Here is a 23402-nt window from a genome sequence, read left to right as displayed (position 1 = left end):
CAGAAAGACTTAGATTCATTTACAATGAAATAAATGAGTGATTTCATTTCGTTCAACAAATCTATAACTGAGGTACTAAGGCCATGATTATTAGATGAACCCGTCCATAACCCAGATAATTACTAAAGATTTAAAAACTCATCCTTATGATACGAGTAATCACCTTGCTCCCTAGAAGACTTACTTTTAATATTTACGGCATTTTTTCTACACCGGTGCGGTGGAACATTATACCTTTTCCGAAATGCCCTGGTTAATGATTGCTGAGAGTCAAAGCCAAATCGCATCGCGATGTTTATCAAAGGTTCATTTGTTGTGATAACAGCCTCTAAAATAAGACATAATTTTTTCTCTCTGATAAAACCCCCCAGGCTCTGCCCTGTTTCAGAAAAAAACAGTCTCTGCAAATGCCATTTTGAATATCCGGACCTGATAGCCACATCATCAATTTTTAGTGGCATCTCTATATTTTTGTTTATCCAGATAATTAAGTCATTTACAAAATCCTTTCTGTTTTTCATAACCGAAACCTTAGAATTACTCTACCAGAAATAAATTTTCATCAGGCATATAGATCAAGAGCTGACAATCCCTAAGTTCTGCATAAATCCTCAATAGAAACCATACTTTTTATTATGGTGTGATGGATATACTCGCAGACAATCCAGCCACCAATTCAACTCCCTCCGGCAATCTGTCAATATGAATCCGAACCGGGATACGCTGCGCGAGCCGCACCCAGCTAAAGGTTGGCTCGACATTAGGCAGGCCAAGCCCCCCGGTCTCGTCATTGTTATCATCTATTCCGCGTCCGATACTCTCAACATGACCCGTGATCACTGGCTTAAATCCCATCAGCGTAATGTGTGCAGTATTTCCCGTGCGGATATGTTGCAACTTAGTCTCTTCAAAATAGCCAACCACCCAAAAACTATTGGCATCAATGATGGAAACTTTAGTTTCTCCCGCTGTGGCATAGTCACCAGGGCGAAGCCGCAAATGTGTGACATAGCCCGTAACCGGAGACCGAACAATAGCATGCGATAAGTTAAGCTCTGCAAGGTCCAGCGCAGCCAGTGCACCGTGGTAATTAGCCGCAGCGACGCTGGCTGCGCTGGCTGTTTGTTGTAAATCCTCGCTGGAAATCACCCCTTTAATCTGAGAGCGTCGCCTCGCCGCATCCTGGCGCATCAGCATTTCATGACGTTTCGCCTCAACATCTGCCTGTGCGCTGTCCACTGCCAACCTCAACCAGTGCGGGTCGATGGAATAGAGCACATCGCCCCGATTAACCCACTGATTATCGCGGACGGACACATTCAGCAACGGTCCGGAGACATTCGGCGCAATCTGTACCACATCCGCACGAACCCGACCATCGCGGGTCCAGGGGGTTTGCGCATAATGTTTCCAGAGAATAAAAGCCAAAAGCGTAGCCACCGCCACAGCGCTGAACGTCAGCACGTAGCGGCCCAGTAGAGAAAGTAACGATTTCATTTAAAAAATCCCAGTTCGGTCAGCCCCTGCAACAGCAGGTAAAAAGTAATAATGAAGACGGAAAAATCGATCATCGGTCTAAAGGGCAAGCGGCGGTAACCCTTGCTGAAAGAGAAAAGATGTACGAGAAATAGTGTACAGGTCAGTGCAACGAGGGCAATTACCAGCAGACCGGGTACAAAAACGCCCTCAATATTGAAATCATTGATCATTAGCAGGCTCCATTTTCTGAACGCTTAATGCGCAGTAAAGATCAACCAGTTGATCAACATAATGCCGCGATAGTTCATCTGTTACGCTCAAGCTGCGCTCAGTCAGACTGGCGATCCGTTGAAGTAAGGTGTCAATATCTGTCGAGTGTGTAAGAAGAGTGAGCACTTCTTTTATTTCTTTGTTCGCATGCGCATCACATCGGCGTAATCGCATAACACACAGCCCTATACGCATGGCGTACAACAAATGATGTGCCCGTTCCGGTGACTGTCCACTGCGCTGCAATCGCGGCAGTATCAACGCTGCCCGATCGATCATAAGGTTGGTCCAGAGGGTTTCGTCTGTATTCAGCTTACCTTCCACGCTGCGGTTAATATCTCGCTGGCATAATTGAAGCAGCCGTTTTATCGCCGAATCAGCCTGCACAGTTTGCAGTAGGCTCATGCCGAGCACTGCAAAACCAGTAGCAGAAAATAGTGCGATAGAGGTATTCACCGCCACGGCAAAATCCCCGCTGTAGTGGGCACCCAGCTCGCACAAAATAGGCAGCGTCAGTGTGATCCCCATAGCCATAAACGTGGTAGGCGGTCTGGCCTGGAGCGATCCGGCCAGCAGATATACCGGAGCTAAAACCGTTACCAGCACGATAAAATCACTGACTTGTGGTAGTAGAACGAAGCTGTAGATCAGGCTTATCACAACGCCCCAGAAGGAGCCGATAATGTACTTAACAATATGCGGGGCAGGCGTATCGAAGCTGCCAAACAATGTGCAACAAACGCCAAGGATAGAAACCGCCGTACCACCATCAGGCCATGCCGAGAAAATCCACACCAGACAGCCGCTCATAATGATGGCGAAAGCGCCCAGTGCGGTGCGGGCAGCAGTAAGAGGATCGCGGTGGAATACATATCCTTTCACGGTATTCTTTTCCGAGTGCGCAGGCGTCTGTTTCGCGTGATGAATGGCATCCGAAAGACGATAGCACTGCTGCACAAGGACAATGGCCTCTAACAGGTAGCGCATAAAACTTACACGCAGCGCTTCTTCAAACGTCAGCTCATACACTGAATAGCGCTGTAGTAATTTTTCACTCCTTTTTTTGAGCGCTTCACCCTCGCTTTTGAATTTTCCTTCATCTTTGCAGGCCAGCCAGACCTCAACATCACCCAGCAGAATTTGCACATCTACAGGTATCGTCGCTATCAGAGCTAAACGGTCGCGTAACTCACAGTTAACAATGACTAATCGCGCAAGCCGATCATGAAGCCTTTTTCTCGCTTGCCGGACCGGTACAGAGTACGCAAAATCATAAGGGATATGATGGCTGATACCCTGCAGGAACTGTAATGCCAGTGCCATATGCAGCGGCCCGGAAACAGCGTCGGGTTTGCCTGCTAAAGTATCTGCGACACGCTGTCGCGCCGAGAGCAGCGTCTGCGACAATTTACTGTTGAACTGGCCCGTTATGCGCGCGGGCAATACATAGCGATGAATAAGTGCCGCGCAGAAGATACCGATCATGATTTCCTGTACCCGAACAATAGCGATGTTAAAAATCGCACCAGGATCGGATACCGCAGGGAAGCCAATCAGACTCGCAGTGTAACCAGCCAGGACAAAACCATAGGCGCGGGGCGTGCGTTCCAGCAAGGATAAATAGAGGCAGAAGGTGATCCACCCCGTCAGTATCACACTGAAAAATAAAGGCATATTCACAAAAGCAGGTACAATTAATACCGTTATGCCCGCTCCGACTACCGTTCCCACCAGACGATACAGACTTCTGCTCAGCGACGCTCCGACGGAGGTTTGGGAAACAATATACACGGTGATAATTGCCCAGGAAGGCCGCTCCAGGCCAATTGACAGTGCAATGTAGTATGCGAGCATCGCTGCGGCAAAACTCTTCGCGGAATAGAGCAGAGCGTTCGCATCATTCAGTAGTGAAGGAGAAGCCATACCGCGAAGACGTTGGCATATCGTGTGTAAAAAATGAAAGTAACTCGCGTTAATTTTTTTCATGCCGGAAATTATTACCGGCTTGCATATCCACTTAAATACTCTATTCTGTCAAAAAATACCTAAATGTTGCCAATCTATGTTACCCCCACTCGCCAATACGCTATTTGATCCGGATGCCACCCCCTGCCCCGCAGTCGCGCGTCATTTGGATTTTGTCGATTACGCAGCCGAAGTGCCTGTGCATACGCACCGCAAAGGGCAATTGATTATTGCCCTCTATGGGGCGGTCATTTGTCGCGCCGAAAATGATATCTGGATCGTGCCGCCTGATTGTGCCGTCTGGATCCCTGGGGGAGTGCCGCACAGCGCCAAAGCTACCTGGAATGCGCATCTCAACTATCTTTTTATCGAGCCTGGAGCTGTCGCGCTGCCGGAGCGATGCTGTACTCTGGCAATTTCCAGTCTGATTAAAGAACTTGTTGCCCGTTTAACCCGCGAGGGCGTCGAATATCCACCGGAAAGCCATCCCGCCAGACTGACCAGAGTAACACTCGATGAATTAGCCACCATGCCTCAGCAGAAACTGAGCCTCCCTGTGTCGTCGCATCCTAAAATCCGCGCCATGGCCGATGCTCTGGTCAGTCAACCTGATGACCGAAGCACATTCAAAGCATGGGCAAAAAGACTGGCGCTTAGCGAGCGTTCTCTCGCGCGTTTAATGCTGCGCGAAACCGGGTTGACGTTCGGACGCTGGCGTCAGCAACTGCAACTGATAATTGCTCTCCGGGAACTGGCTAGCGGCGTTTCGGTTCAGAATGTTGCAGCTAATCTGGGGTATGAATCGGTTAATGCGTTTATCACCATGTTCAAAAAAACCATGGGCAGTACACCCGCACACTATTTTGCCGAACGGAAAACAAGCGCACACTTAACCGATATTTAGCGACATCAGGTTTTCCAAGAAACCAGAGGTGAGTCATAGAGCTGCCATATCCGTCTCCCTGTGCGGGGGATCACACTACAGAATCTTTATCGCATGGAACCTCCAGCCAGGACTATATTGCCTCAGCCGCCTTAACGATAACAAGAATCAAAGGACGGTATTATATCTGTTGGATCGGTCTATACATGATCGGGAAGCACAATCAATTCAGCATTGTGTTAAGTAAGTAGTTGAGCATATATGTTTCGACCACACAGAATACTTCTATGGCGATGCTTCATAGCGCATTACCGCCAGAGTGGTAACGCCCCCCTGACTGAAATTCACAATGAATGTATTTAACAGCATCTTTTTATTGTCCTCATTATCACGCTAAGCCATGACACCATTGCAGCAGCGAAACGCTGAAAACTACACAGCAGCACAACTATCCTTCTCCACATCCTTATACAACTAATAACGTATTATTTATTCACTAAAAAACCGTACTAAGGATCTTCCCATCAGTAATAAGGTGCTATCGGCTTTTCCTAAGCTTACTGCTGTGTTCTTTTATTTTCTCTGGACATGCACCAGTCATTCCACAATAGGAGAATACAATGACATCACATCAGTTATTACGTTTAAAACAGGTCGAAGAAAAAACCGGTTTGAAACGCTCTCAAATTTACTTGTATATGAAAAATGGTTCGTTCCCACGTTCAATAAAAATTGGCCCAGCCAGTGTGGCCTGGCTCGAATCGGAAATTGATGAATGGATCAACCTTAAGTTAGCCGGACGTTAGATCAGTTAAAAATGTCCGTTTATTTGCTCAACTTTTCCATATAGATTGAGGAGATAACAGAATGATTCCATTAATTAATTACACCATCTTAACTGATGCATTGCACGCTCTGAAAGAAGGCAATATTCGTCACTGTGAATCCCTCGGATTTACTTTCGACGAAATGAATGCTCTTAATCAGTTATCACTCGATGAGCTGTTTACGGTCAGCCGGGCGGCAGCTCCCTTTGTTTCGGTCAGTGTCCGCCATGATGTTCTGCATCATTTACTGGCGCAGGCCCGCCAGGAATACCACCATCAACAGGAGATTAACCGTGCTATCCGCCTGGGTGGCTCTATCTCGTTGCTCAACCACTATTTTGGCCTGACATCAAATGAAGTCTGCCTTCGCCGACGGTTGCTGGGTGTAAGCGTGCCGTATGGCCGAACGCCTGAACCGGATGAAGAGACGGATGCGGCTATCTGGCTGCAATGGCAGAAGTGCCGGGTGGAAAACCTTGAATCCCCCAACGCGCTGATAGCCATGATGCTGGTAACTGAAGTCCTACTACCAAGATTCCAGGGGCTGTCACTCACCATGGTATGGAGGCGTATCACGCTTTGTCAAAAGGGAGTTGCCGCTGACAGGAGGACGTCACATGCCGGATGAGATCGACCGCGATCAGGAATTTAATGAACAGCGACTGGATGAGATGATTGAACAGAGTCGTTTCAAACCAGGGCCAGCGCCATCATTATTCCACTGTCGTTTATGTGGTAAACCCATTCCAGAAAAGCGACGGCAAGCACTGCAGGGTGTAACCACCTGTACGGAATGTCAGGAAAAACTTGAACGCCTCAACCGCTGACAGGGTAACAAAGACGTGTGGAGATATTATATCCCTGCACGTCTTTATTATTCCCGGTGAATATTAATACAGCTCTGGCGTGTTTTTCCTTCCCCATTTTTCTCGCTGCATCTTAAATGCTCCGTTTATTTTTCTCTCTTCTTTTTGTTTTGAGTTTCTCATTCATATCCCGCGCCAGATATCCGAATCTGAAAGCGCCATTACCGCATGGTTGCCCTGATGGACGTTAATTCGCCCAGGCCGGGTATTGCTCTTTAACAGAATGGTTCGGGCTGTCACGTAACCAGAATTCAGGGTGCCGCTGAATGTTCTCGCTGACCCGTTAAAACCGGAATGCAGAACAGGGATGTGATTGGTTTATTTCATTTACTGTTTTTTGAACAAAGGAAATTCCATGAGAAAACCCGTTTATCACGTATTTGTCACCCAGGAAAGTCAGCCCGATGCACAGGGTGAAAAAAACACGTACTGGACAAAGGTTGGCGTGGCCTTCGCGCATAACGGCAAGCCCGGTCTGAATATCGTGCTGATACCCGGTATTGCGGTTTCCGGCAGGCTGGTGCTGCTCGAACCGAGAGAAGAAAGTGACATTTCGCAGGATGCCGCTGCCGCTTAATCCATTTTCTCTTCTTCTCCACCGGCGGCGTACTTTTCTATAAGCCGCCTGTCTCTCTGTTACGAGGCCAGCATGCTTTCCACCACTGCCTTTCTGGCACTGGCGGTGCAGTGCGCCGCCAGTATTCCCTCGTCCACATCGCTTGATGTCGCACGGGTCGAATCTGGTTTTCATCCTTACGCCATTGCTGAAATCCTGCCAGACAGCCGGGGCGTGATTTCACATTTCCCCACGAGCCTGCCGGAGGCGATCCGCCTCACCAAACAGCTGGCGACACAGGAGCGACGCTATTCGGTCGGCCTGATGCAAATCACCAGCACCAATTTCCGCCATTACGGCGTCACGGCCAGCGACCTGCTTAACCCTTGCATCAATCTGTCGGTATTTGAGCGCATTCTCGCCGACTGTTACCGGCGCGGTGGCACCCTGAAACGCGCACTCAGTTGTTACTACTCCGGCAACTTTGAAACCGGCCAGCGACCGGAATCCGCCTTTAACCAGACCAGCTACGTGCAGCGCATCGGCTATGCCGTGCCGTCCACGCGGGAAGACCGGCAGAGCGTCCCTGACCGGAACGAGCCGACGCCGGTTCATTATCCCGCCATTGTGCTGCGCGGCGAGCCTGCCGCTGCACCAGTTCTGACTGGTCTGCACTATCCCGACGCCGTCATTCGCGGCGCGGTTCCCGTTATCCCTGATGAGGAGAAATGATCATGCGTAAACGCCGTTACACCGCTGTTGCTTCCGTCCTGCTGTCTGCCCCGGCGCTGGCGGCCGACAGTGGTTTTAACAAGGCCAGTGAGACACTGAGCAATACTTCGACCGGCCTGCTGGGACTGGCCGCCGTCACCATCACGCTGGCGACCATGTGGGTGGGCTACAAGGTGCTGTTCGACGGCAAAAGCCTGCACGACATGCGTAACGTCATCATCGGCGCGATCCTGATTGTCGGCGCATCCGGCTTCGGTGCCTACTGGGCGTCATAAGAGAGGCAACGATGGCTACGCTGAATAAAGCACTTACGCGGCCTGCCGCCATTATGGGTATTCCTCTGGTGCCGTTCGTTCTCGTCAGCGGGGCCATCGTCCTGCTGGCGGTCTATGTCAGCTATTACCTGGCGCTTCTGCTGATCCCGGCCTGGGCGGAAATGAAAAATAAAACCCGAAAGGACATTCATTATTTCAGTCTGCTCTGGCTGGCGTTTAAAACCCGTGGACGAATTTTCACCAATATCCATTTTGGCGCGAATGCCCTTCTGGCGAATCAGTACGATAATATTGATGTCTCGGAGTTTATTCAGAAAATGAAATTAAACGAGCGTATTACGCTGGATAAATATATTCCGTATTCCTCCCATATGCACCCTTACGTCATCAGAAACCGTCACCGTGATTTTGTTGCCACCTGGGAGCTGGGCGGTACCGTCTTTGAATGTGAAGACGAACATCACCTGACCCTGATGGCTACGCACCTGAATAACGTTATTCGTTCGTATGAGGGTCTGCCGGTAACATTCTATATTCACCGGCTCCGTGAAAAATACCATGATGCTTTTGAAGCCTGTTCGGGTATTCCCTTTTCCGATGAGGTAACACGTCGGTATTACGAGTCGGTAAAAGAAAAACCGTTCTGGCGGCACCGGCTGTTTTTCACCGTCTGCTACGCGCCGTTCTCTCAGATTGAGAAGAAAACCATGAAAGCGCAGTCGCACGGTAAAGACCAGGCAGCACTGGATGACGCACTCAAAATCATGCTGGAATACCGTGAAGCACTGGAATCCTCATTATCCCGTTATACGGCAACGCCGCTGGGGATATATGAAGAAAACGGGCGGGTGTATTCCTCGCAACTGGCGTTCTTCCACCGCCTGATCACCGGACAGTGGCAGAAAGTGGCCGTAACGCGCTCGCCGTTTTATGAAACATTAAGCACGCCGGACGTGTTTTTCACCACCGACACCGGTGAATGCCAGACGGTCAGCGGTTCCCGCTTCTTCCGCAGCATGGAGATTAAGGATTATTCCCCGGAAACCCATACCGGTATGCTGGACGCACTGTTGTACGCCGAAAGCGAGTATGTTCTGACGCAGTCCTTTACCTGTATGGCACGGGATGAGGCGCAGAATCATATCCGGCTGGCGGAAAAACGGCTTAACTCCACGGACGACGACGCGACTTCCCAGCGCGAAGAGCTGATTGTCCTGCGCGACCTGCTCCAGTCCGGACATGTGTCGTGCGGTAAATTCCACTTTTCCCTGCTGATCTCCTCAGACAGTGCCGGACAGGTGGTGAAGGACACCAACGTTCTGGCCCAGCCCTTCGCCGATCTGGGTATTATGACGACGCTCTCCACCCTGTCACTGCCCGCCGCATATCTGGCACAACTGCCGGGCGTCTATACGCTGCGTCCCCGACTGGTGGCCGTCAGCAGCCAGAATTTTGCCGATATGGCCTGCCTGCATAACTTCCATCCTCACAAACGCAGCGGTAATCCGTGGGGGGAAGCCATCGCCCTCCTTACATCTCCCGGCGGTGGCGGATATTACCTCAACCTGCATGACAGCCAGGCCGGGCGGGATGACACCGGAGAGAAAACGCCGGGGAATACGGCGATTATCGGGAAAACCGGCTCCGGTAAAACCCTGCTGATGACCGTCATGCAGCAACTGATGCAGAAGTACCGTAACCCGGCGACGTTTGCGCCTTCTGCCACCCTCAAACGGCTGACCACGGTGTATTTCGATAAGGACCGGGCGGCGGAGATGGCGATCCGCCAGGCGGGCGGGCGTTATTTCCGTATCCGTACCGGCGAGCCCACCGGCTTCAACCCGTTTGCGCTGGAGCCAACCCGCCGGAACATCAGTTTTATCAAACGGCTTGTACGGATGCTGTGCCGCCGCAACGGTAAGCCGCTCGATCCGCGCGATGAGGAGCGGATCAGTGCCGCCATTGACACCATCATGCTGGACTATCCGCCGGAGTACCGCCGGTTCGGGATCACCCGGCTACTGGAAGTGCTGCCGGAGCCGCCGACCACAGACGCCCGCACCAACGGGCTGCGTATTCGCCTGAAACAGTGGGCGCAGGGGGGCGAGTTCGGCTGGGTGTTTGATAACGAGGCCGATACATTCACCATCAGCGATGTCGATAACTTTGGTATCGACGGCACCGAATTTCTGGATGATGACGATATTCGCGGCCCCATCACCTTTTACCTGCTGTACCGTGTGACCAGTCTTCTGGACGGTCGCCGCCTGGTGATGTTTATGGATGAGTTCTGGCGCTGGCTGGCCGATGTCGAATTTTCCCGCTTCTCGCTCAATATGCTGAAAGTCATCCGCAAGCTGAACGGTATCTTCGTTCCGGCAACACAGTCACCGGATGAAATCGTCAAACACCCCATCGCCCCGGCGATTATTGAGCAGTGCGGTACCCAGATTTTCCTCGCTAATCCGAAAGCCAGCCATGCGGATTACGTAGAGAAAATGAAAGTGCCGGACAGCGTTTATGACACGGTCAGGAACCTGGATCCGGGCGAGCATTATATGGTCATCCTGAAAACCCCGTTGCGGGCCGGGGAAACCCGCCCGTTTGTGGCGATGGCGAAAATGGATCTGTCCGGGCTGGGTAAATTCACCCGGCTTCTCAGCGGCAGTGAGGACAACCTGAAAATATTCGATGCCATTTATCAGGACGGTATGCGACCTGATGAATGGAAAGATACGTTTCTTGACCGGGCAATCTGAAAGCCAACCGGAGGTAATATCAATGCGTTACCGGGATCACCTTCTGGCATTATTGTTATTTTTCTCAGCACAGGCGTTCAGCGCCGGAATACCGGTTTTCGACGCCGTGCAGAATACCGTATCCATTAACCAGTGGATGCAGAAACTACAGCAATGGGAAGATACGGTTACCCATTATAAAAGTGAACTTGATGCATATAAGAAACAACTGGCTACCGCAACCGGCGTACGGGATATTCAGGGTTTTCTCAGTGATGCCCGAAGCCTGAAAACCGATATTGATAATCTCCGTAAGAGCGGTATTTCACTGGATGATCTGCTGACCACGCAGAACAGTTCATATTCTTCTGAACTGCAAAACCTTTACAGTAAATACAAATCGTTCAGCGTATGCAGCCCGGAACAGGAAGGAATAAAATCTCAGTCTCTGGCCGACAGTTGCAAACAGATGATCCTCAATCAGGCAATGGCGATTGAGAATACCACTGACATTGAAAACAGGATCAACAGCACACTCAGCGATATATCAGACTTATCTGACCGTATATCGAATGCGCAGGACTCGAAAGAGTCTCAGGATCTGGCTAACGCCATCGCGGCGAAAAGCGTACAGTTAAATGCGCTGACGAATCAGTGGGAGATGTCTGTCAGACAGGCTGAACAGCGAACGACATTGCTGGAACAGCAAAGACAGAAAGCCTTTGAACAGCAGCAGCTGACGGCACCTGTTGCTGACCTTAATAATTTATAAGGAGGTTATCCGTGCTCAGATCCTTATTCACCTTATGCACACTCTCAGGCGTTATCGTGCTCTCCGGCTGCAAGGAAACCAAATCCGAAGCCTGGTATAAACAGCATCCTGACGAAACTTATGCGGTTTATACGCAATGCCTGAAGGATGGCGAGGCAAGCGATAACTGCGAATTTGCCCACCGGGCAGCACTTATGTTTGCACAGGAAGGCCAGCCCGGGGTTAAGGAGAAATTTGAGGCGATATTTCAGCAGGAAGCTGAAAAACGAAATGCTGTGACACAGTAATTTTTCCTCCAGCAAAACAGGGAATTCTCCCTGTTTTTTATTTCCTTTCTTTATATATCAGGTGAGGCACCATGTCCGGTGGTATTTTTGTTGGTATGGACAAAAACATCATGGATGGACTGAATGCCGTACTGGAAGGCCAGTCTTCCACTTACGGCACAATGATCAGCGTCATCATTGTCAGCTCTTTTACCTTATTTATACTCTATCGCGGTTATCAGACGCTGGCTGGCAAACTCCGGACCCCGGTTGAAGATGTCGTCTGGGATGTGGGGCGAATGCTGCTTATCACCACCTTTGTGTTAAACCTTGATGGCTGGCTGGATATGGCGGTAGCGGCAATCCAGGGACTCAAAGACGGTATCAGCGGCGATGATAACATCTGGGCGCTGCTCGATACCGTCTGGGAAAAGGCACAGGCGCTGGGGCAAAAGTTATTTAATATGGACACCTCAACTTACGTCAAACTGAATGGCGGCCTTGCCGAGGTGCTGGTATGGGGCGGCGCGATTGTCCTGCTGATGGCCGCCACTTTTGCCAACCTGCTCGCCGAAATCACCATCCTGTTAATGACGACCACCGCGCCGCTCTTTATTTTCTGCCTGCTGTACGGTTTTCTTAAACCGATGTTTGATAACTGGCTGAAAACGATTTTCGCGGCAATACTGACGATCATGTTTTCCGCCTTATCCATCCGTATCGCCATTAATTACCTGAATAAAATACTGGATACCGCAGCAAAAACATCCGCAGAAACCAATATGGTGACGCTGGCGGCGCAGTGCCTGCTGGCCGGGACAGCGGCGGGTGTGGTGGTCTGGTTCTCCGCAAAACTCGCCAGCGCACTCAGCGGAGCCGCCGTACAAGCGGTACTGCAGGGCGCAGCCATGAGTGGCCTGGGCGGACTGGCGAACAAATCCGCCGATCTCGCCGGACCCGGTATAAAAGGCGGTGCCCGGATGGCCGCCAGAGGTGGCATGGCCGCCGCCACGGTGGCTGGCAGGCTCATCAGCGCAGGCGCGGGTAAAACCGTGAACGCCTGGCAGAAACGCGCCTCCGCCATCGAAAGCATGAAACGCCTGAACCGGCAGCGTCACCGTTAATCCTTCCGACCGTTAATTTCCTTTCCCCGTCACGCCGTGGCCTGCGCCACCGGTGCGGCATTCCTGCATCCCTGTAATAAGGAGTTTCCATGAAATTCAGAATCTTCCTTCTGATGCTGTGCGTGCTCACGGGCTGCGCACGGCATCAGGGCGACCTTCCGCCGGTATCCGGCGAACCCGAGCCGGTAAATTCCCCCGCAATCATTCAGGAGCTGACTCACCATGTCTGATATTCAGAACATTGTTAATGTTTCCCGCTCTTTTGAATCCATCCTGCTGGAAAAGGAGGAGCGTTCCCGAAAAACCGCCTGGCGGATGGCTGCTGCCGGGCTGATGCTGGCCGCAATGGCGATTGCGGCCATTATTATTCTGCTGCCGCTGAAAACCACCGACATTGAGTTATGGTCGGTGGATAAACAGACCGGGCGTTATGAATATATGACCCGCGTGAAGGAGCGGGATATTTCTTCTGAAAAGGCACTGGCGCACTCACTGGCAGCACACTATGTCAGACTCCGCGAGGGATACAATTATTTCTTCCTTCAGCGTGATTATGACGACGTACAGTTATTTAACAGCGACAGCGTGAACCGGGACTATCTGGACTGGTTTAACGGCGACCAGGCACCGGACGTAATTTTTAACAAGGCGGAATATGTCGTTTATATCGATATTATTTCCAATGTGCATGCGCCCGCCACCGGGCCGGATAATCTGGCGACCCTGAGAATTAAACGCACGATCCGCCGCATTGCCGATAATTCCGTGAAAACGGATGTCTGGAATATCCGTCTCACTTACCGCTATGTGCCACACCAGCAACTGACCGACAGCCAGCGTGAAGTGAATCCGCTGGGCTTCATCGTCACCAGCTACCAGCGCGATAAAGAGCTGAGGGGGGAATGATGCTGAAACACATTCTGCTCCTCACGGGGTTACTGGCGTCATGCGTGGCATGGAGCGCGGCGACACCACGCGGCAGCACGTATGACAGCCGGATGCAGAACGTCACGTACAACAGCCAGAATGCCACGGTCGTCCGTACCCGCCCCGGCTACGTCACCATGCTGGTGTTTGACGATGGTGAAACCGTTATCGATGCGCAGGCGGGTTTTCCCAGAGGCTGGACCGTGACGAAAAGCGACAACCGGGTGGGCGTCAGCCCGAACCCGATTACCCAGCCGGTCACGGACGCCAGCGGCAACAACATCAGTCAGGTGTTTCTGCCGACAGAGAAAGACTGGAAAACCAACCTGTTCGTGGTGACTTCGAAGCGCGATTACAGCCTGGAACTGAACGTGCTGGACCGCGACTCACCCGCTCAGGCCTTTGTTATCCGCTACCACTATCCTGATGAGCAGCGGAATAAATCCGCTGCCGCCAGCGCCACCCGCCAGCAACGACAGCAGGAAGCACTGGACCGGCAGCGGATAGCGGCAGCATTCCGGCAACCGGCCTCGCTGCGGAACTGGCGTTACAGCAAACGAGTGGCCGCCGGTTCCGCCGCCATCGCCCCGGACTTTACCTGGGATGACGGTCGTTTTGCGTATATCGGTTTTTCCCCCACGAAAACCCTGCCTTCCGTTTTCCGGGTGGTTAATGGTCAGGAGCAGGCGGTCACGCCGCAGACAGTTCAACAGGGCAACTACACCGTGATGGTGGTTCCGGCATCGCCGCAACTGGTACTGCGTTACGGCACCTCGGTGGTGGGCGTGGAAAACGCCGGATCCGGGCGTATCCCGGTAACCCGCAGTGACACCGTTTCACCGTCCGTTACGCTGGAGGCAAAATGACTGACAGACCTTTCCCGGACGAACCGGAAAAAACCACCGCAGAGCGGGAAGCGGAAGCCCGTGAACGCGCCCGTTCGGCAATGGCGACGCAGACGCCGGAGCAAAAAACACCGCCCGGCCAGCCGGAAGTGACCCGTTTCCGTAAGGCGTCCGGTCACCGCACGCTGATCGTCAGCCTGCTGAGTCTGGCGCTGGTGATCGCCCTCGCATCCGGCGGCGATCGTCTTCTCAGCGCCCTGAAAAGGGGCGATGAGAAGGAAGCCGACACCGCACCGCCGCCCTCCACCGGGGCGACGCAGCATGAGCGTAAAAATCTGGGCATGGACAGTAACCCGTTTGGCCTGTTCGGACAGCGCAAACAGCAAGGCACAGACCCGGCCAGTCAGACCGTCACCAGCGCACCCGCCCTGCCAGCAGAGCCGCCCGCCCTGAACAAAGCGGCAGCACTGGCAGACGGGCTGAACAGCGGCAGTACAACGGCTGGCGGCAATGCCCGCGCGTCCCGTAGCGAACCGCGCAACCGCGCGGGAATGTCGGAGAGCCCGCCAGTCTCCACGGCGTACACGTCCTGTCGGTCGGTACTGGTCAGAGGGGCGGATGGCCGCCTGCGCTGCCCGGATCCCGCCGCACCGGAAACCGCGCAGGATACGGTTGACAGCGACAATCCGGGCGTCGCCCGTGTCACCGGCGTCAGACGGCTGGGCCTCGATCCTGATCTCTATATCCCGGTGGATCGTTATATTCCCTGTTCGATGATGCGGCGCTTTGTGTCCGATGTCGGCGGCCATATCTCCTGCCTGATTGGGGAGGATGTCTGGAGCGCCAGCAACCATGTGAAGCTGATCCCGGCGGGAACGGTCGCCCGTGGCGTCTACCGCACCGGGGCACTGCAACACGGGCGCAGCCGGATGTTTGTGCTGTGGACGGAGCTGCGCACGCCGGAGCCCGGCAGCCTGCAAATTCCGCTCACCGATACGCAGGCCACCGGCCCGCTCGGCGAGGCGGGGATTGCGGGCTGGATCGACAGCCATTTCTGGGAGCGTTTCGGCAACGCCCTGATGCTGAGTACCGTGCAGGACGTGGCGGCAGCGGCGTCAGAGGCCGCACCGGGGAAAGACCGCAATACCGACTACACCGAAAACACCCGCGCCGCCACGGCGGAAATGGCGAAAACGACGCTGGAAAACAGCATCAGTATCCCGCCCACGATGTACCTGAACCAGGGTGATGTGATCGGCATCATGACCGGCACGGATATTGATTTTTCCTCTGTTTATCAACTGCGACTGAAAAAGAAATGGTATGAACACTGAAAACCTGTCACTGGAGTTTATGAAAAACCGGTTGTTTGGTGATTTCCTCGCGCAGGAGGGCCTGACGGAAATTGCCATTAACCGGCCGGGTGAACTGCATACGAAAATCCGGGGGAAATGGCAAAAACATGACTCCCCGGTCACGCTGCGTCAGTGCCATGCCTTTGCCAGAGCACTGGCTTCCTGGCATGAGGATAATATTGACGACACGTCGCCGATCCTTTCTGCAACATCAGGAGCCGGCGAGCGTATTCAGGTGATTATTCCCCCGGCCAGCGAACGTCATACGGTGTCCGTTACGCTGCGCAAACCATCGTTTGAGCAGAAAACGCATCAGTCATGGATTGATGCGGGATTTTACCAGCGGGTGAGCGGTCAGGAGAAAACGGAAAGTCATGATGAGGCACTGATACGGTTATACCACAGCGGGGACATTCCCCGCTTTATGGAAAAGGCGGTGGAATACGGAAAAACGATTTTTATTGTGGGGGAAACCGGCTCCGGCAAAACCACCTATATGAAAACGCTGCTGCATTATATTCCGCTGCATCTCCGGTTAATAACGATTGAGGATAACCCCGAAATCCGCTTTTATCACCACGGCAATTATGTTCATCTTTTTTACCCTGCGGATGCCGGGGATAACGCCATTGTCACACCTGGCAGACTGATACGCGCCAGCTACCGGATGAACCCTGACCGGATATTACTGGCGGAAATTCGCGGACGGGAAGCATGGGATGCGCTGAAAATTGTCGGTTCCGGGCATGAGGGTTTAATCACCTCCCTGCATGCGGGCAGCCCGGCGGAATGTATTGACGGGATTATTGACCGCTGCTATGAAAACCCCGACTGCCGGAATATTCCTTATGATGTGCTGTTACGTAAGGTGCTTAAAAGCATTGATGTCATCGTCAGTATTGATATACACGGCGATGTTCGCCGGATGCATAATGTTTACTTTAAACCAATTCATTTAAATAGCATGAAAGAGGTATTCAGAAAATAACTCTGGCAAACAACATAACCAAAGATATGTAACCTTTCATTAATCATAACGGTGGCTGAAATGTAGACTGGCCCCATGAATCTCCAGACAGTTGGTATCACTTAAGTTAGTGATAGTCTTAATACTAGTTTTTAGACTAGTCGTTGGAGTCCGGATGATTGATGTTTTAGGTCCAGAGAAGCGCAGACGGCGAAGTGTTCAGGAAAAAATCGCCATTGTTCAGCAGAGCCTTGAGCCCGGAATGACCGTGTCGCTGGTCGCCCGTCAGCATGGTGTCGCTGCCAGTCAGCTGTTCCTGTGGCGTAAGCAGTATCAGGAAGGCAGCCTCACAGCCGTTGCCGCAGGAGAACAGGTTGTGCCCGCGTCGGAGTTGGTGTCTGCGATGAAGCAAATCAAAGAGCTGCAGCGCCTGCTGGGCAAGAAAACCATGGAAAACGAGCTGCTTAAAGAAGCTGTTGAATATGGTCGACAAAAAAAGTGGATAGCGCACGTGCCCTTGTTGCCGGAGGATGGCGAATAAGCCTTGTCAGTCGTTGCCTCCGGGTGTCACGTGCGCAACTGCATGCCATGGCCCGTCGGTCGAAGGACTGGCAGGATCGTCGGCTCAAGCGCAAGCCTGATGATACTGAAGCACTGGCCCGTATCCATGCCGTTATCAGCGATCTGCCCACTTATGGTTATCGTCGGGTATGGGCACTGCTGCGCAGGCAATCAGAAACTGACGACATGGCGGTGATCAATGCCAAACGTGTATACCGCATCATGCGTCAGAATGCGCTGCTGCTTGAGCGTAAACCGGAAATACCGCCATCGAAACGGGCGCATACAGGGAAAGTGGCCGTTGGAGAAAGTAACCAGCGGTGGTGCTCTGACGGCTTCGAGTTCAGCTGTGATAACGGTGAAAAACTGCGGGTCACGTTCGCGCTGGACTGTTGCGATCGTGAGGCACTTCACTGGGCGGCCAGTACCGGTGGATATGACAGTGAAACCGTGCAGGATGTCATGCTGGGTGCAGTGGAGCGTCGCTTCGGTAACAGCCTGCCGACATCCCCCGTTGAGTGGCTGACAGACAACGGTTCAGCCTACCGTTCTCATCAGACGCGTCAGTTCGCCAGAATGGTAGGACTGGAGCCTAAACATACGGCGGTACGTAGCCCGGAAAGCAACGGGATGGCGGAGAGCTTCGTGAAGACGATGAAGCGCGATTACATCAGCGTCATGCCAAAGCCCGACGGGTTAACAGCGGTAAAGAACCTTGTGGAGGCTTTCGAACATTACAACGAATGGCATCCGCATAGTGCACTGGGATATCGTTCGCCACGTGAATATCTGCGGCGGCGAACCAGTGATGGGTTAAGTGATAAAAAGTGTATGGAAATATAGGGGCCAAACCAAAATGAAGAAAGTCATACTGTCTGTATTATTGTTCTGCGTTATGGCGTCATGTTCAACAACTGTAATGGCTGCTGATACCTGCGAAGTGGTGTTATGTATGTACGGTAAAGCAACCGGAAATGGCGGCGGCAGTGAATGCCATTCGGCTGAACGGGCATTCTTTAATATCGTAAAGAAGAACAGGCATGGTTTTCTGCCTGACCATACGGCTGATGCCAGAAAATCGTTTTTACTTGAATGTGATTCGGCAGCCCCTGCGGCTATCAGTCAGATCATCAGTAAATATGGCCGCGTTCGTGGTTAACACTGGCGAGACGGGCACAGAGCATGACGGTTTTCAGGTTTTTACGGCTTCTGTTTTTCGCGGATTAAGGAGCGAAGAAACAGGGGCCGTAAAAATGAGGCAGCGGACAGAATTATTTTCGCGGGTTAAGGAGCGAAAATAATTCAGGCACCGCGCCTCACCTGCAAACAGCCGCGCCCACGCGGATTTTGCAGGCCGGGGGGAGCCGGATAAATTTCGCCGCCCCGGCGAGCGAAAAGCTGTCGCCCACGACAGCGGTTTATCCGGGGGGCACAGCCCCGCACACCGTCGCCGCTAAGTCTCCGGCCCAAAGCCGGTAGCGTGGCGCGACCACCCTCTTTAAAGGCCAGCTTCCCTTTTATTCCCGCTGCGAGGAACGAGCAAAGGGAAGAAAAAGGCGAAAGCGACCGTCTTAAAGGGGGTGGTCGCGCGTAGCGGGCGACGGTGTGCCGCCGTTGACGTTGGGGGTTTTGGCTCGGCGTCCAGCCGCGACATTACCCCCATGCAACATATCATAAGGGCGTCCAGCCCGCATGAACTGGCGCACGCCGTGTTGTGCAGGGAAGCATGCTTTCCTGCATATGGCCGTACAGCGGCCACCTTCTTTAACCCATACGCTCGCCCCGCCTTTTCGCCCGACACCATGGGGCGAATTGATGGGGCGATGTCATGGGGCGAACTGGTGACGAAGGAGGCAACGTGATTTTGAATAAGCTGGCCGTTTCACTGTCGCCGATAGTGAATGGCGCGCTGAGCTTCATTGCTATTATGCAACAGCATCAACTGATGCTGGCGCTGTTATCGGGGCTGACGATGCCGTTTTTCGCGTCGATGAAAAGCGATGAACGTCAAAAAGCCCCGTTGTGGCAAAAGCTGATTATTGCTTTTGCCATGCTGTGTTTTCTTTCCGGTACCATGGCCCCGGTTGTTATCTGGATTTTCCAGTGGCTTTATCAAGGCCGTGTAGTCGCCAGTATTCCCGTTCTGGCATGGCCAGTGCTGATTATCTTTACCGTAACGGGTTTTATTTTGCATATTCTGCTGCGCAGGGTATTAACACCTGAATTAGACAAAATAAAGAAGCGCCTCGTCAGAAAAACCACGCTTGAACGGGAATTACGCACCGATGTCCGTACGGTGAAATCCCTGCTGCCGGAAACACTGCATTATAATCCGCTGGATTATATCGACCTGAACAAAGGGTTATTTATCGGCATGGACCGCGATACTCAGCCGATGTACCTGCCGTTAAAAGACTGGCAAAAACAACACGCGGATATCATCGGCACCACCGGCGCCGGTAAAGGGGTGGCCACCGGGATATTACTTTACCAAAGTATTCTGGCCGGTGAAGGCGTATTTGTGATGGACCCCAAGGATGATGAATGGGCACCCCACCTTTACCGAAAAGCCTGTGAAGATGCCGGGAAGCCCTTTGCCTTAATTGACCTGCGTAAACCCCAATACCAGTTAAACCTGATTGAAGAGATCACCGCCGATGAACTGGAAGAGCTTTTTGTTGCCGGGTTCAGCCTGGCAGAGAAAGGTCAGGAATCTGACTTTTATCGGATTGACGATCGGAAAGCGGCCCGGATAGCCGCACAATTTGTCACCCGTAATACTGCCTCAACCATTCGGGATGTTTATAACGGCGACTACGTTCAGGGTATTGCAGATAAGATAAAAGCCTTTTTCGGGAAAATTGAAGAGCTTGCCTTGCTCAATGCCATCAATGCGCCGACAGGATTTTCGCTTAATACGATATTTGAGGAAGGCGGTTGCTGTTATGTGATTGGCTCAATGCGCAACAGCAAAATCATTACCGCTCAACGTATGTTGCTGGTTCGCCTGTACCAGCTGGCAGAAAGGCGCGAGCGAGTGAAAAACGTGCCCCGCCCCATTGCTATTTATCTTTCCGAACTGAAATACCATTTATCCAGGCCCGCGCTGGAGGGTTTAGGCGCGGCACGCGATAAAGGTGTGCATATTATTATGGACCATCAGTCGATTGCCGATTTAAAAGACTGTCCGGCAGATTTGAAAGGTGACGCCGTTGTCGGCGCGGTCGTTGAGAACGCTAAATTCAAACTGGTTTATCGTGTCATGGATCCGGACACCGCTGAATGGGTAGCCAGGATGTCAGGCACCATATTAGTCGATGATGAGGTCCGCAAAGCGAAAACCAACGCCGTGCTGACAGAGACTATCGACAGCGAACGCACCATCAGGCAGGCCGAGCGTTTCTTTACCGACAGCAATATGATCCTGAACCTACCCGATTTTGTCAGCTTCATCTTCACGACAAAAGCACTCCCCTCTGCTTCGCTGATTTCGCCCATCAGGGTGAAAAAACGCGAACTGGAGATCTGTGCCATGTCGCCCGCGATTGCCGCCACCGCAGCAACAATAAACATCGCATTGGATTTTAGCGAGGAGGAAACTTCCCCCGGACCCGCATCAACGCCGGATATCACAGCAACTCGATCCGATCTTTTTTTTGATACGGACGAAAAAGACACGACAACACCGAATACCAATAAAGAAGAAAACCCGTCATGGCTGGATTTTTAAAGGGGAAATGATGCTCATCACCGCATACAGCGAACGCCAGACGCGACACCGCGAAAAAATACAACGACTGCTGAATTTTCTGAAGGAAGAAACGTACAGTGACTTTAAAACGCTGATGCTGCTTTTCGGCTTCAGGGATCATAAATCGCTGTATTCCCTGCTTTCAAAAGTCGAGGGAATGGGCTTAATACAAAAGCACGTCCTGGTATCACGCACCATGAAAATTTCATTGTGGGGAATAACCAGTGACGGGATAGCCGTGGTGTTAACACCCGATGACGTGCTTTTCCCGGCACGGTTTGAGCCGTCAAAAATTACCGGCTGGACGCTGGAGCACCACCTTGATAATCAGTCAGCCCGGATTATCCTTGAGCAAAAAGGCGCATCCGGATGGATAAACGGCGATCGCACAACCTTCCTCAGCCGTTATCAGGTCAGTCACCGCCCGGACGGTCTGATCACCCTGCCCGGCGGCACCGTGATCGCCATTGAGACCGAGCGCCGTCTGAAAACCAAAGCCCGTTACCAGTCGATCATCGCCAGCCATTTGCTGGCGCGGACACGTAAAAACTGGATTTACGTTTTTTATATCGTGCCGGACCCGCAGAAAAAGCGCAGTCTTGAACGGCACTTTGACAGCATCAGGCACGTCATCGTTAACCATCAGCACATCCCGCTGGAAACCCGCCACCGAAATGTCTTCCGCATCTACACGCTCGACGAGTTGCAACGGCTGGATTTAGGCAACTGCATATAGTTGTTCTGTATCACCAACTGCCCCAACCCGCCCACCAGCAGCGCAACGACCGGAAATCATGCCCTACCGAAATACTCCCCCATCATCAGAACAGACAGGAGTCCAGAATGAACAGAGAAACTGATCGACTTTCGGACGTACTAATCGAAATGAGCGCAAAAGCGCTGGTGACATGGATGACACATTCCGCATTGCAGGACATACCGCGTGAAGTATTACTGGTTCGCGGCAATGATTTTGTCTATGCCCTTCACGCAAATTTTGTGCTGCTGCGTGATGTTCTGTCAGAAACACTGGAAGATATTGAACAGCAGAGCCATGACCTCGAAGAAAGACTGAATAATCTGGAACAGCGGCTACTTGCGCTTCAGGCAGTTGCTGGTAACCGAGAATAGCTGCCCATTCAGCCCTGTCCGTGTGACTTGCTTTATTCCACTGTAGGGACATGACTGTTCGGTGCTCGCCTGGCTGCGCTCCGCCTCACTCATGCCTCTACAGCGTTACTGTTTTAAGCGGCCCTACACGCAAAGCCACATTCCGTTGCGACTCCTTCTTGCTCAAATTTTATCCATCAAATAACGATGCGCTTTCGATGCCGCGCTGGCGGCCTTGAAAATAAAGCGTTTGTCGTTCTTCAGTGCTTTCAGCCATGAAGCGATATAGCTTTCATGCTGAACCTCTCCGACAATCCCCAGGTCCGCCATCAGGAACGCGCTTCCCAACTCGGCGATCAATTCCTCAAACGCATAACCCTCACTATCAAACTTCCCTTTCATTTCACGGTTCAGCCGGCTTTTTGCCCCGCTCCAGTGAACCAGCTCATGCAGTCCGGTGGCGTAGAAATTGGCAACATCGCTAAAAAGACAACGTTCAGGTAAACGGATTTCATCGGTTGACGGTGCGAAAAAGGCGTTTTGTCCCTTCTCAATGATGGTTGCACCACTGTTACGGAAAAGCGCTTCCGCCTGCGGTAATGGTTCAAAGGTCTCTGCCGGGCAAACTGCTTTGTCACTCAGAGGCAAACCGTCAATTTGCTCAACATTGAACACGGTGAAAGTCTTCAGCATCGGAATGTAGTCAGTTTCTCCGTCGTCATTTTCCTTCTCCAGCGTGGTATAGAAAATGGCGGTAGTGCCGTGTTCTCCCTTACGTACCTGCCCGCCTTCCGCTTTTGCCTGTTTGTAGGTCATCCAGCGCGAATCATTGAATCCCTGTTCTGATGCACTGCACCACAGCAACATGATATTCATCCCACTGTAAGCTGCTCCAGTTGAGTAATTTGAAGGCAATCCTGACATACCCGGTACGCGCTGCCACGGGCAAGACCACGGTTTTACACCGGCTTCAAGCGCTGCAATGATGTTGTCGGTGACGGTCTGATAAAAATCTGTTCTGGTTTGAGAAAATTTCGTTTTTGAGGAGCCTGACTGCTCCAGCGGGGATACGCTGGTCACCGTTGCGGTGTTAGGGGCGCAAGTCTGGGTGGTATGCAGGGAAATGGTCATGT

The 23402-nt window shown here is 52.2% G+C and carries 26 protein-coding genes; 21 read left to right on the top strand and 5 right to left on the bottom strand.

Annotation, left to right across the window (positions count from 1 at the left end; translation table 11 throughout):
• Positions 1–122 precede the first annotated feature (122 nt).
• The 4 genes from DA718_RS10370 to DA718_RS10355 all read right to left on the bottom strand — a co-directional run bounded on the left by DA718_RS10370 (position 123) and on the right by DA718_RS10355 (position 3735).
• The gene (locus DA718_RS10370; protein WP_112216915.1) at positions 123–521 is read right to left on the bottom strand and encodes a helix-turn-helix domain-containing protein; all 399 of its coding nucleotides are present in this window, start codon (positions 519–521) and stop codon (positions 123–125) included.
• A 112-nt stretch (positions 522–633) separates the two neighbouring features.
• Positions 634–1497 (bottom strand): efflux RND transporter periplasmic adaptor subunit, encoded by an 864-nt coding sequence (locus DA718_RS10365; protein ID WP_061553925.1) that lies wholly within the window; start codon positions 1495–1497, stop codon positions 634–636.
• Positions 1494–1709 carry a DUF1656 domain-containing protein gene (locus DA718_RS10360; protein WP_048822680.1) on the bottom strand — a complete coding sequence of 72 codons (216 nt, stop codon included), beginning with the start codon at positions 1707–1709 and terminating at the stop codon, positions 1494–1496. Before DA718_RS10360 ends, DA718_RS10365 begins: the two co-directional genes overlap by 4 nt.
• Positions 1699–3735 carry an FUSC family protein gene (locus DA718_RS10355; protein ID WP_097734730.1) on the bottom strand — a complete coding sequence of 679 codons (2037 nt, stop codon included), beginning with the start codon at positions 3733–3735 and terminating at the stop codon, positions 1699–1701. The genes DA718_RS10360 and DA718_RS10355 overlap by 11 nt, the downstream gene beginning before the upstream one ends.
• A gap of 76 nt (positions 3736–3811) precedes the next feature.
• On the opposite strand from DA718_RS10355, the gene DA718_RS10350 reads away from it, so the two are divergent.
• From DA718_RS10350 to DA718_RS10250, 21 genes are all read left to right on the top strand, one after another.
• Positions 3812–4618, top strand: coding sequence for an AraC family transcriptional regulator (locus DA718_RS10350; protein WP_048211281.1), 807 nt, complete (start codon positions 3812–3814; stop codon positions 4616–4618).
• Positions 4619–5217: 599 nt separating this feature from the next.
• The gene (locus DA718_RS10345) at positions 5218–5403 is read left to right on the top strand and encodes an AlpA family transcriptional regulator (RefSeq protein WP_032936812.1); all 186 of its coding nucleotides are present in this window, start codon (positions 5218–5220) and stop codon (positions 5401–5403) included.
• Between the two features lie 61 nt (positions 5404–5464).
• Positions 5465–6052 (top strand): DUF2857 domain-containing protein, encoded by a 588-nt coding sequence (locus tag DA718_RS10340; RefSeq protein ID WP_112216916.1) that lies wholly within the window; start codon positions 5465–5467, stop codon positions 6050–6052.
• On the top strand, positions 6042–6251 hold the full coding sequence (locus DA718_RS10335) for a TraR/DksA family transcriptional regulator (protein WP_112216917.1): 210 nt from the start codon (positions 6042–6044) through the stop codon (positions 6249–6251). The genes DA718_RS10340 and DA718_RS10335 overlap by 11 nt, the downstream gene beginning before the upstream one ends.
• Positions 6252–6645: 394 nt before the next feature.
• A complete protein-coding gene (locus DA718_RS10330) occupies positions 6646–6867 on the top strand; it encodes a hypothetical protein (RefSeq protein ID WP_061553920.1) in 222 nt (73 codons plus the stop codon).
• A gap of 72 nt (positions 6868–6939) precedes the next feature.
• A complete protein-coding gene (locus DA718_RS10325; RefSeq protein ID WP_112216918.1) occupies positions 6940–7578 on the top strand; it encodes a lytic transglycosylase domain-containing protein in 639 nt (212 codons plus the stop codon).
• Positions 7575–7853, top strand: coding sequence for a TrbC/VirB2 family protein (locus DA718_RS10320; protein ID WP_112216919.1), 279 nt, complete (start codon positions 7575–7577; stop codon positions 7851–7853). The genes DA718_RS10325 and DA718_RS10320 overlap by 4 nt, the downstream gene beginning before the upstream one ends.
• An 11-nt stretch (positions 7854–7864) precedes the next feature.
• A complete protein-coding gene (locus DA718_RS10315) occupies positions 7865–10612 on the top strand; it encodes a VirB4 family type IV secretion/conjugal transfer ATPase (RefSeq protein ID WP_112216920.1) in 2748 nt (915 codons plus the stop codon).
• Positions 10613–10634: 22 nt separating this feature from the next.
• Complete coding sequence (locus tag DA718_RS10310) at positions 10635–11363, top strand: TrbJ/VirB5 family protein (protein WP_112216921.1); 729 nt, start codon at positions 10635–10637, stop codon at positions 11361–11363.
• Positions 11364–11374: 11 nt separating this feature from the next.
• Positions 11375–11650: an EexN family lipoprotein gene (locus tag DA718_RS10305; protein WP_061553916.1), complete on the top strand. Its 276-nt coding sequence runs from the start codon at positions 11375–11377 to the stop codon at positions 11648–11650.
• A gap of 71 nt (positions 11651–11721) precedes the next feature.
• Entirely contained in the window at positions 11722–12753 is a 1032-nt protein-coding gene (locus DA718_RS10300; protein ID WP_112216922.1) for a TrbL/VirB6 family protein, read from the top strand.
• 89 nt (positions 12754–12842) lie between these two features.
• Positions 12843–12983, top strand: a complete 141-nt coding sequence (locus DA718_RS30380; RefSeq protein ID WP_164913536.1) for a hypothetical protein — start codon at positions 12843–12845, stop codon at positions 12981–12983.
• A complete protein-coding gene (locus tag DA718_RS10295; RefSeq protein ID WP_061553913.1) occupies positions 12976–13659 on the top strand; it encodes a VirB8 family type IV secretion system protein in 684 nt (227 codons plus the stop codon). The genes DA718_RS30380 and DA718_RS10295 overlap by 8 nt, the downstream gene beginning before the upstream one ends.
• Complete coding sequence (virB9, locus tag DA718_RS10290) at positions 13659–14546, top strand: P-type conjugative transfer protein VirB9 (protein ID WP_112216923.1); 888 nt, start codon at positions 13659–13661, stop codon at positions 14544–14546. The genes DA718_RS10295 and virB9 overlap by 1 nt, the downstream gene beginning before the upstream one ends.
• On the top strand, positions 14543–15859 hold the full coding sequence (virB10, locus tag DA718_RS10285; protein ID WP_112216924.1) for a VirB10/TraB/TrbI family type IV secretion system protein: 1317 nt from the start codon (positions 14543–14545) through the stop codon (positions 15857–15859). Before virB9 ends, virB10 begins: the two co-directional genes overlap by 4 nt.
• Positions 15849–16868, top strand: a complete 1020-nt coding sequence (gene virB11 / locus DA718_RS10280) for a P-type DNA transfer ATPase VirB11 (protein ID WP_112216925.1) — start codon at positions 15849–15851, stop codon at positions 16866–16868. The genes virB10 and virB11 overlap by 11 nt, the downstream gene beginning before the upstream one ends.
• A 154-nt stretch (positions 16869–17022) precedes the next feature.
• Positions 17023–18251 (top strand): IS3 family transposase gene (locus DA718_RS10275; protein WP_167492744.1). Its coding sequence is split into 2 segments (ribosomal slippage): positions 17023–17338 and positions 17338–18251, totalling 1230 coding nucleotides; the frame shifts between segments, so codons are not numbered across the junction.
• 13 nt (positions 18252–18264) lie between these two features.
• Positions 18265–18567: a TrbM/KikA/MpfK family conjugal transfer protein gene (locus tag DA718_RS10270; protein ID WP_080895592.1), complete on the top strand. Its 303-nt coding sequence runs from the start codon at positions 18265–18267 to the stop codon at positions 18565–18567.
• Positions 18568–19266: 699 nt separating this feature from the next.
• Positions 19267–21138: a type IV secretory system conjugative DNA transfer family protein gene (locus DA718_RS10260; RefSeq protein ID WP_112216928.1), complete on the top strand. Its 1872-nt coding sequence runs from the start codon at positions 19267–19269 to the stop codon at positions 21136–21138.
• A gap of 10 nt (positions 21139–21148) precedes the next feature.
• A complete protein-coding gene (gene mobC, locus DA718_RS10255; RefSeq protein ID WP_112216929.1) occupies positions 21149–21895 on the top strand; it encodes a MobC family replication-relaxation protein in 747 nt (248 codons plus the stop codon).
• Positions 21896–22002: 107 nt separating this feature from the next.
• Positions 22003–22290, top strand: coding sequence for a hypothetical protein (locus DA718_RS10250; protein WP_112216930.1), 288 nt, complete (start codon positions 22003–22005; stop codon positions 22288–22290).
• 162 nt (positions 22291–22452) lie between these two features.
• Here the strand turns inward: DA718_RS10250 and DA718_RS10245 are convergent, their stop codons facing one another.
• On the bottom strand, positions 22453–23400 hold the full coding sequence (locus DA718_RS10245; RefSeq protein WP_112216931.1) for an ArdC family protein: 948 nt from the start codon (positions 23398–23400) through the stop codon (positions 22453–22455).
• Between the last annotated feature and the right edge of the window lie 2 nt (positions 23401–23402).

The organism is Klebsiella huaxiensis (assembly GCF_003261575.2).
GTDB lineage: Bacteria > Pseudomonadota > Gammaproteobacteria > Enterobacterales > Enterobacteriaceae > Klebsiella > Klebsiella huaxiensis.
This window is presented reverse-complemented; position numbering and strand designations above follow the sequence as displayed.

Coding starts and splice junctions, on each gene's coding strand:
- DA718_RS10370 (WP_112216915.1), bottom strand. CDS start 521: ATGAAAAACAGAAAGGATTTTGTAAATGACTTAATTATCTGGATAAAC.
- DA718_RS10365 (WP_061553925.1), bottom strand. CDS start 1,497: ATGAAATCGTTACTTTCTCTACTGGGCCGCTACGTGCTGACGTTCAGC.
- DA718_RS10360 (WP_048822680.1), bottom strand. CDS start 1,709: ATGATCAATGATTTCAATATTGAGGGCGTTTTTGTACCCGGTCTGCTG.
- DA718_RS10355 (WP_097734730.1), bottom strand. CDS start 3,735: ATGAAAAAAATTAACGCGAGTTACTTTCATTTTTTACACACGATATGC.
- DA718_RS10350 (WP_048211281.1), top strand. CDS start 3,812: ATGTTACCCCCACTCGCCAATACGCTATTTGATCCGGATGCCACCCCC.
- DA718_RS10345 (WP_032936812.1), top strand. CDS start 5,218: ATGACATCACATCAGTTATTACGTTTAAAACAGGTCGAAGAAAAAACC.
- DA718_RS10340 (WP_112216916.1), top strand. CDS start 5,465: ATGATTCCATTAATTAATTACACCATCTTAACTGATGCATTGCACGCT.
- DA718_RS10335 (WP_112216917.1), top strand. CDS start 6,042: ATGCCGGATGAGATCGACCGCGATCAGGAATTTAATGAACAGCGACTG.
- DA718_RS10330 (WP_061553920.1), top strand. CDS start 6,646: ATGAGAAAACCCGTTTATCACGTATTTGTCACCCAGGAAAGTCAGCCC.
- DA718_RS10325 (WP_112216918.1), top strand. CDS start 6,940: ATGCTTTCCACCACTGCCTTTCTGGCACTGGCGGTGCAGTGCGCCGCC.
- DA718_RS10320 (WP_112216919.1), top strand. CDS start 7,575: ATGATCATGCGTAAACGCCGTTACACCGCTGTTGCTTCCGTCCTGCTG.
- DA718_RS10315 (WP_112216920.1), top strand. CDS start 7,865: ATGGCTACGCTGAATAAAGCACTTACGCGGCCTGCCGCCATTATGGGT.
- DA718_RS10310 (WP_112216921.1), top strand. CDS start 10,635: ATGCGTTACCGGGATCACCTTCTGGCATTATTGTTATTTTTCTCAGCA.
- DA718_RS10300 (WP_112216922.1), top strand. CDS start 11,722: ATGTCCGGTGGTATTTTTGTTGGTATGGACAAAAACATCATGGATGGA.
- DA718_RS30380 (WP_164913536.1), top strand. CDS start 12,843: ATGAAATTCAGAATCTTCCTTCTGATGCTGTGCGTGCTCACGGGCTGC.
- DA718_RS10295 (WP_061553913.1), top strand. CDS start 12,976: ATGTCTGATATTCAGAACATTGTTAATGTTTCCCGCTCTTTTGAATCC.
- virB9 (WP_112216923.1), top strand. CDS start 13,659: ATGCTGAAACACATTCTGCTCCTCACGGGGTTACTGGCGTCATGCGTG.
- virB10 (WP_112216924.1), top strand. CDS start 14,543: ATGACTGACAGACCTTTCCCGGACGAACCGGAAAAAACCACCGCAGAG.
- virB11 (WP_112216925.1), top strand. CDS start 15,849: ATGAACACTGAAAACCTGTCACTGGAGTTTATGAAAAACCGGTTGTTT.
- DA718_RS10270 (WP_080895592.1), top strand. CDS start 18,265: ATGAAGAAAGTCATACTGTCTGTATTATTGTTCTGCGTTATGGCGTCA.
- mobC (WP_112216929.1), top strand. CDS start 21,149: ATGCTCATCACCGCATACAGCGAACGCCAGACGCGACACCGCGAAAAA.
- DA718_RS10250 (WP_112216930.1), top strand. CDS start 22,003: ATGAACAGAGAAACTGATCGACTTTCGGACGTACTAATCGAAATGAGC.
- DA718_RS10245 (WP_112216931.1), bottom strand. CDS start 23,400: ATGACCATTTCCCTGCATACCACCCAGACTTGCGCCCCTAACACCGCA.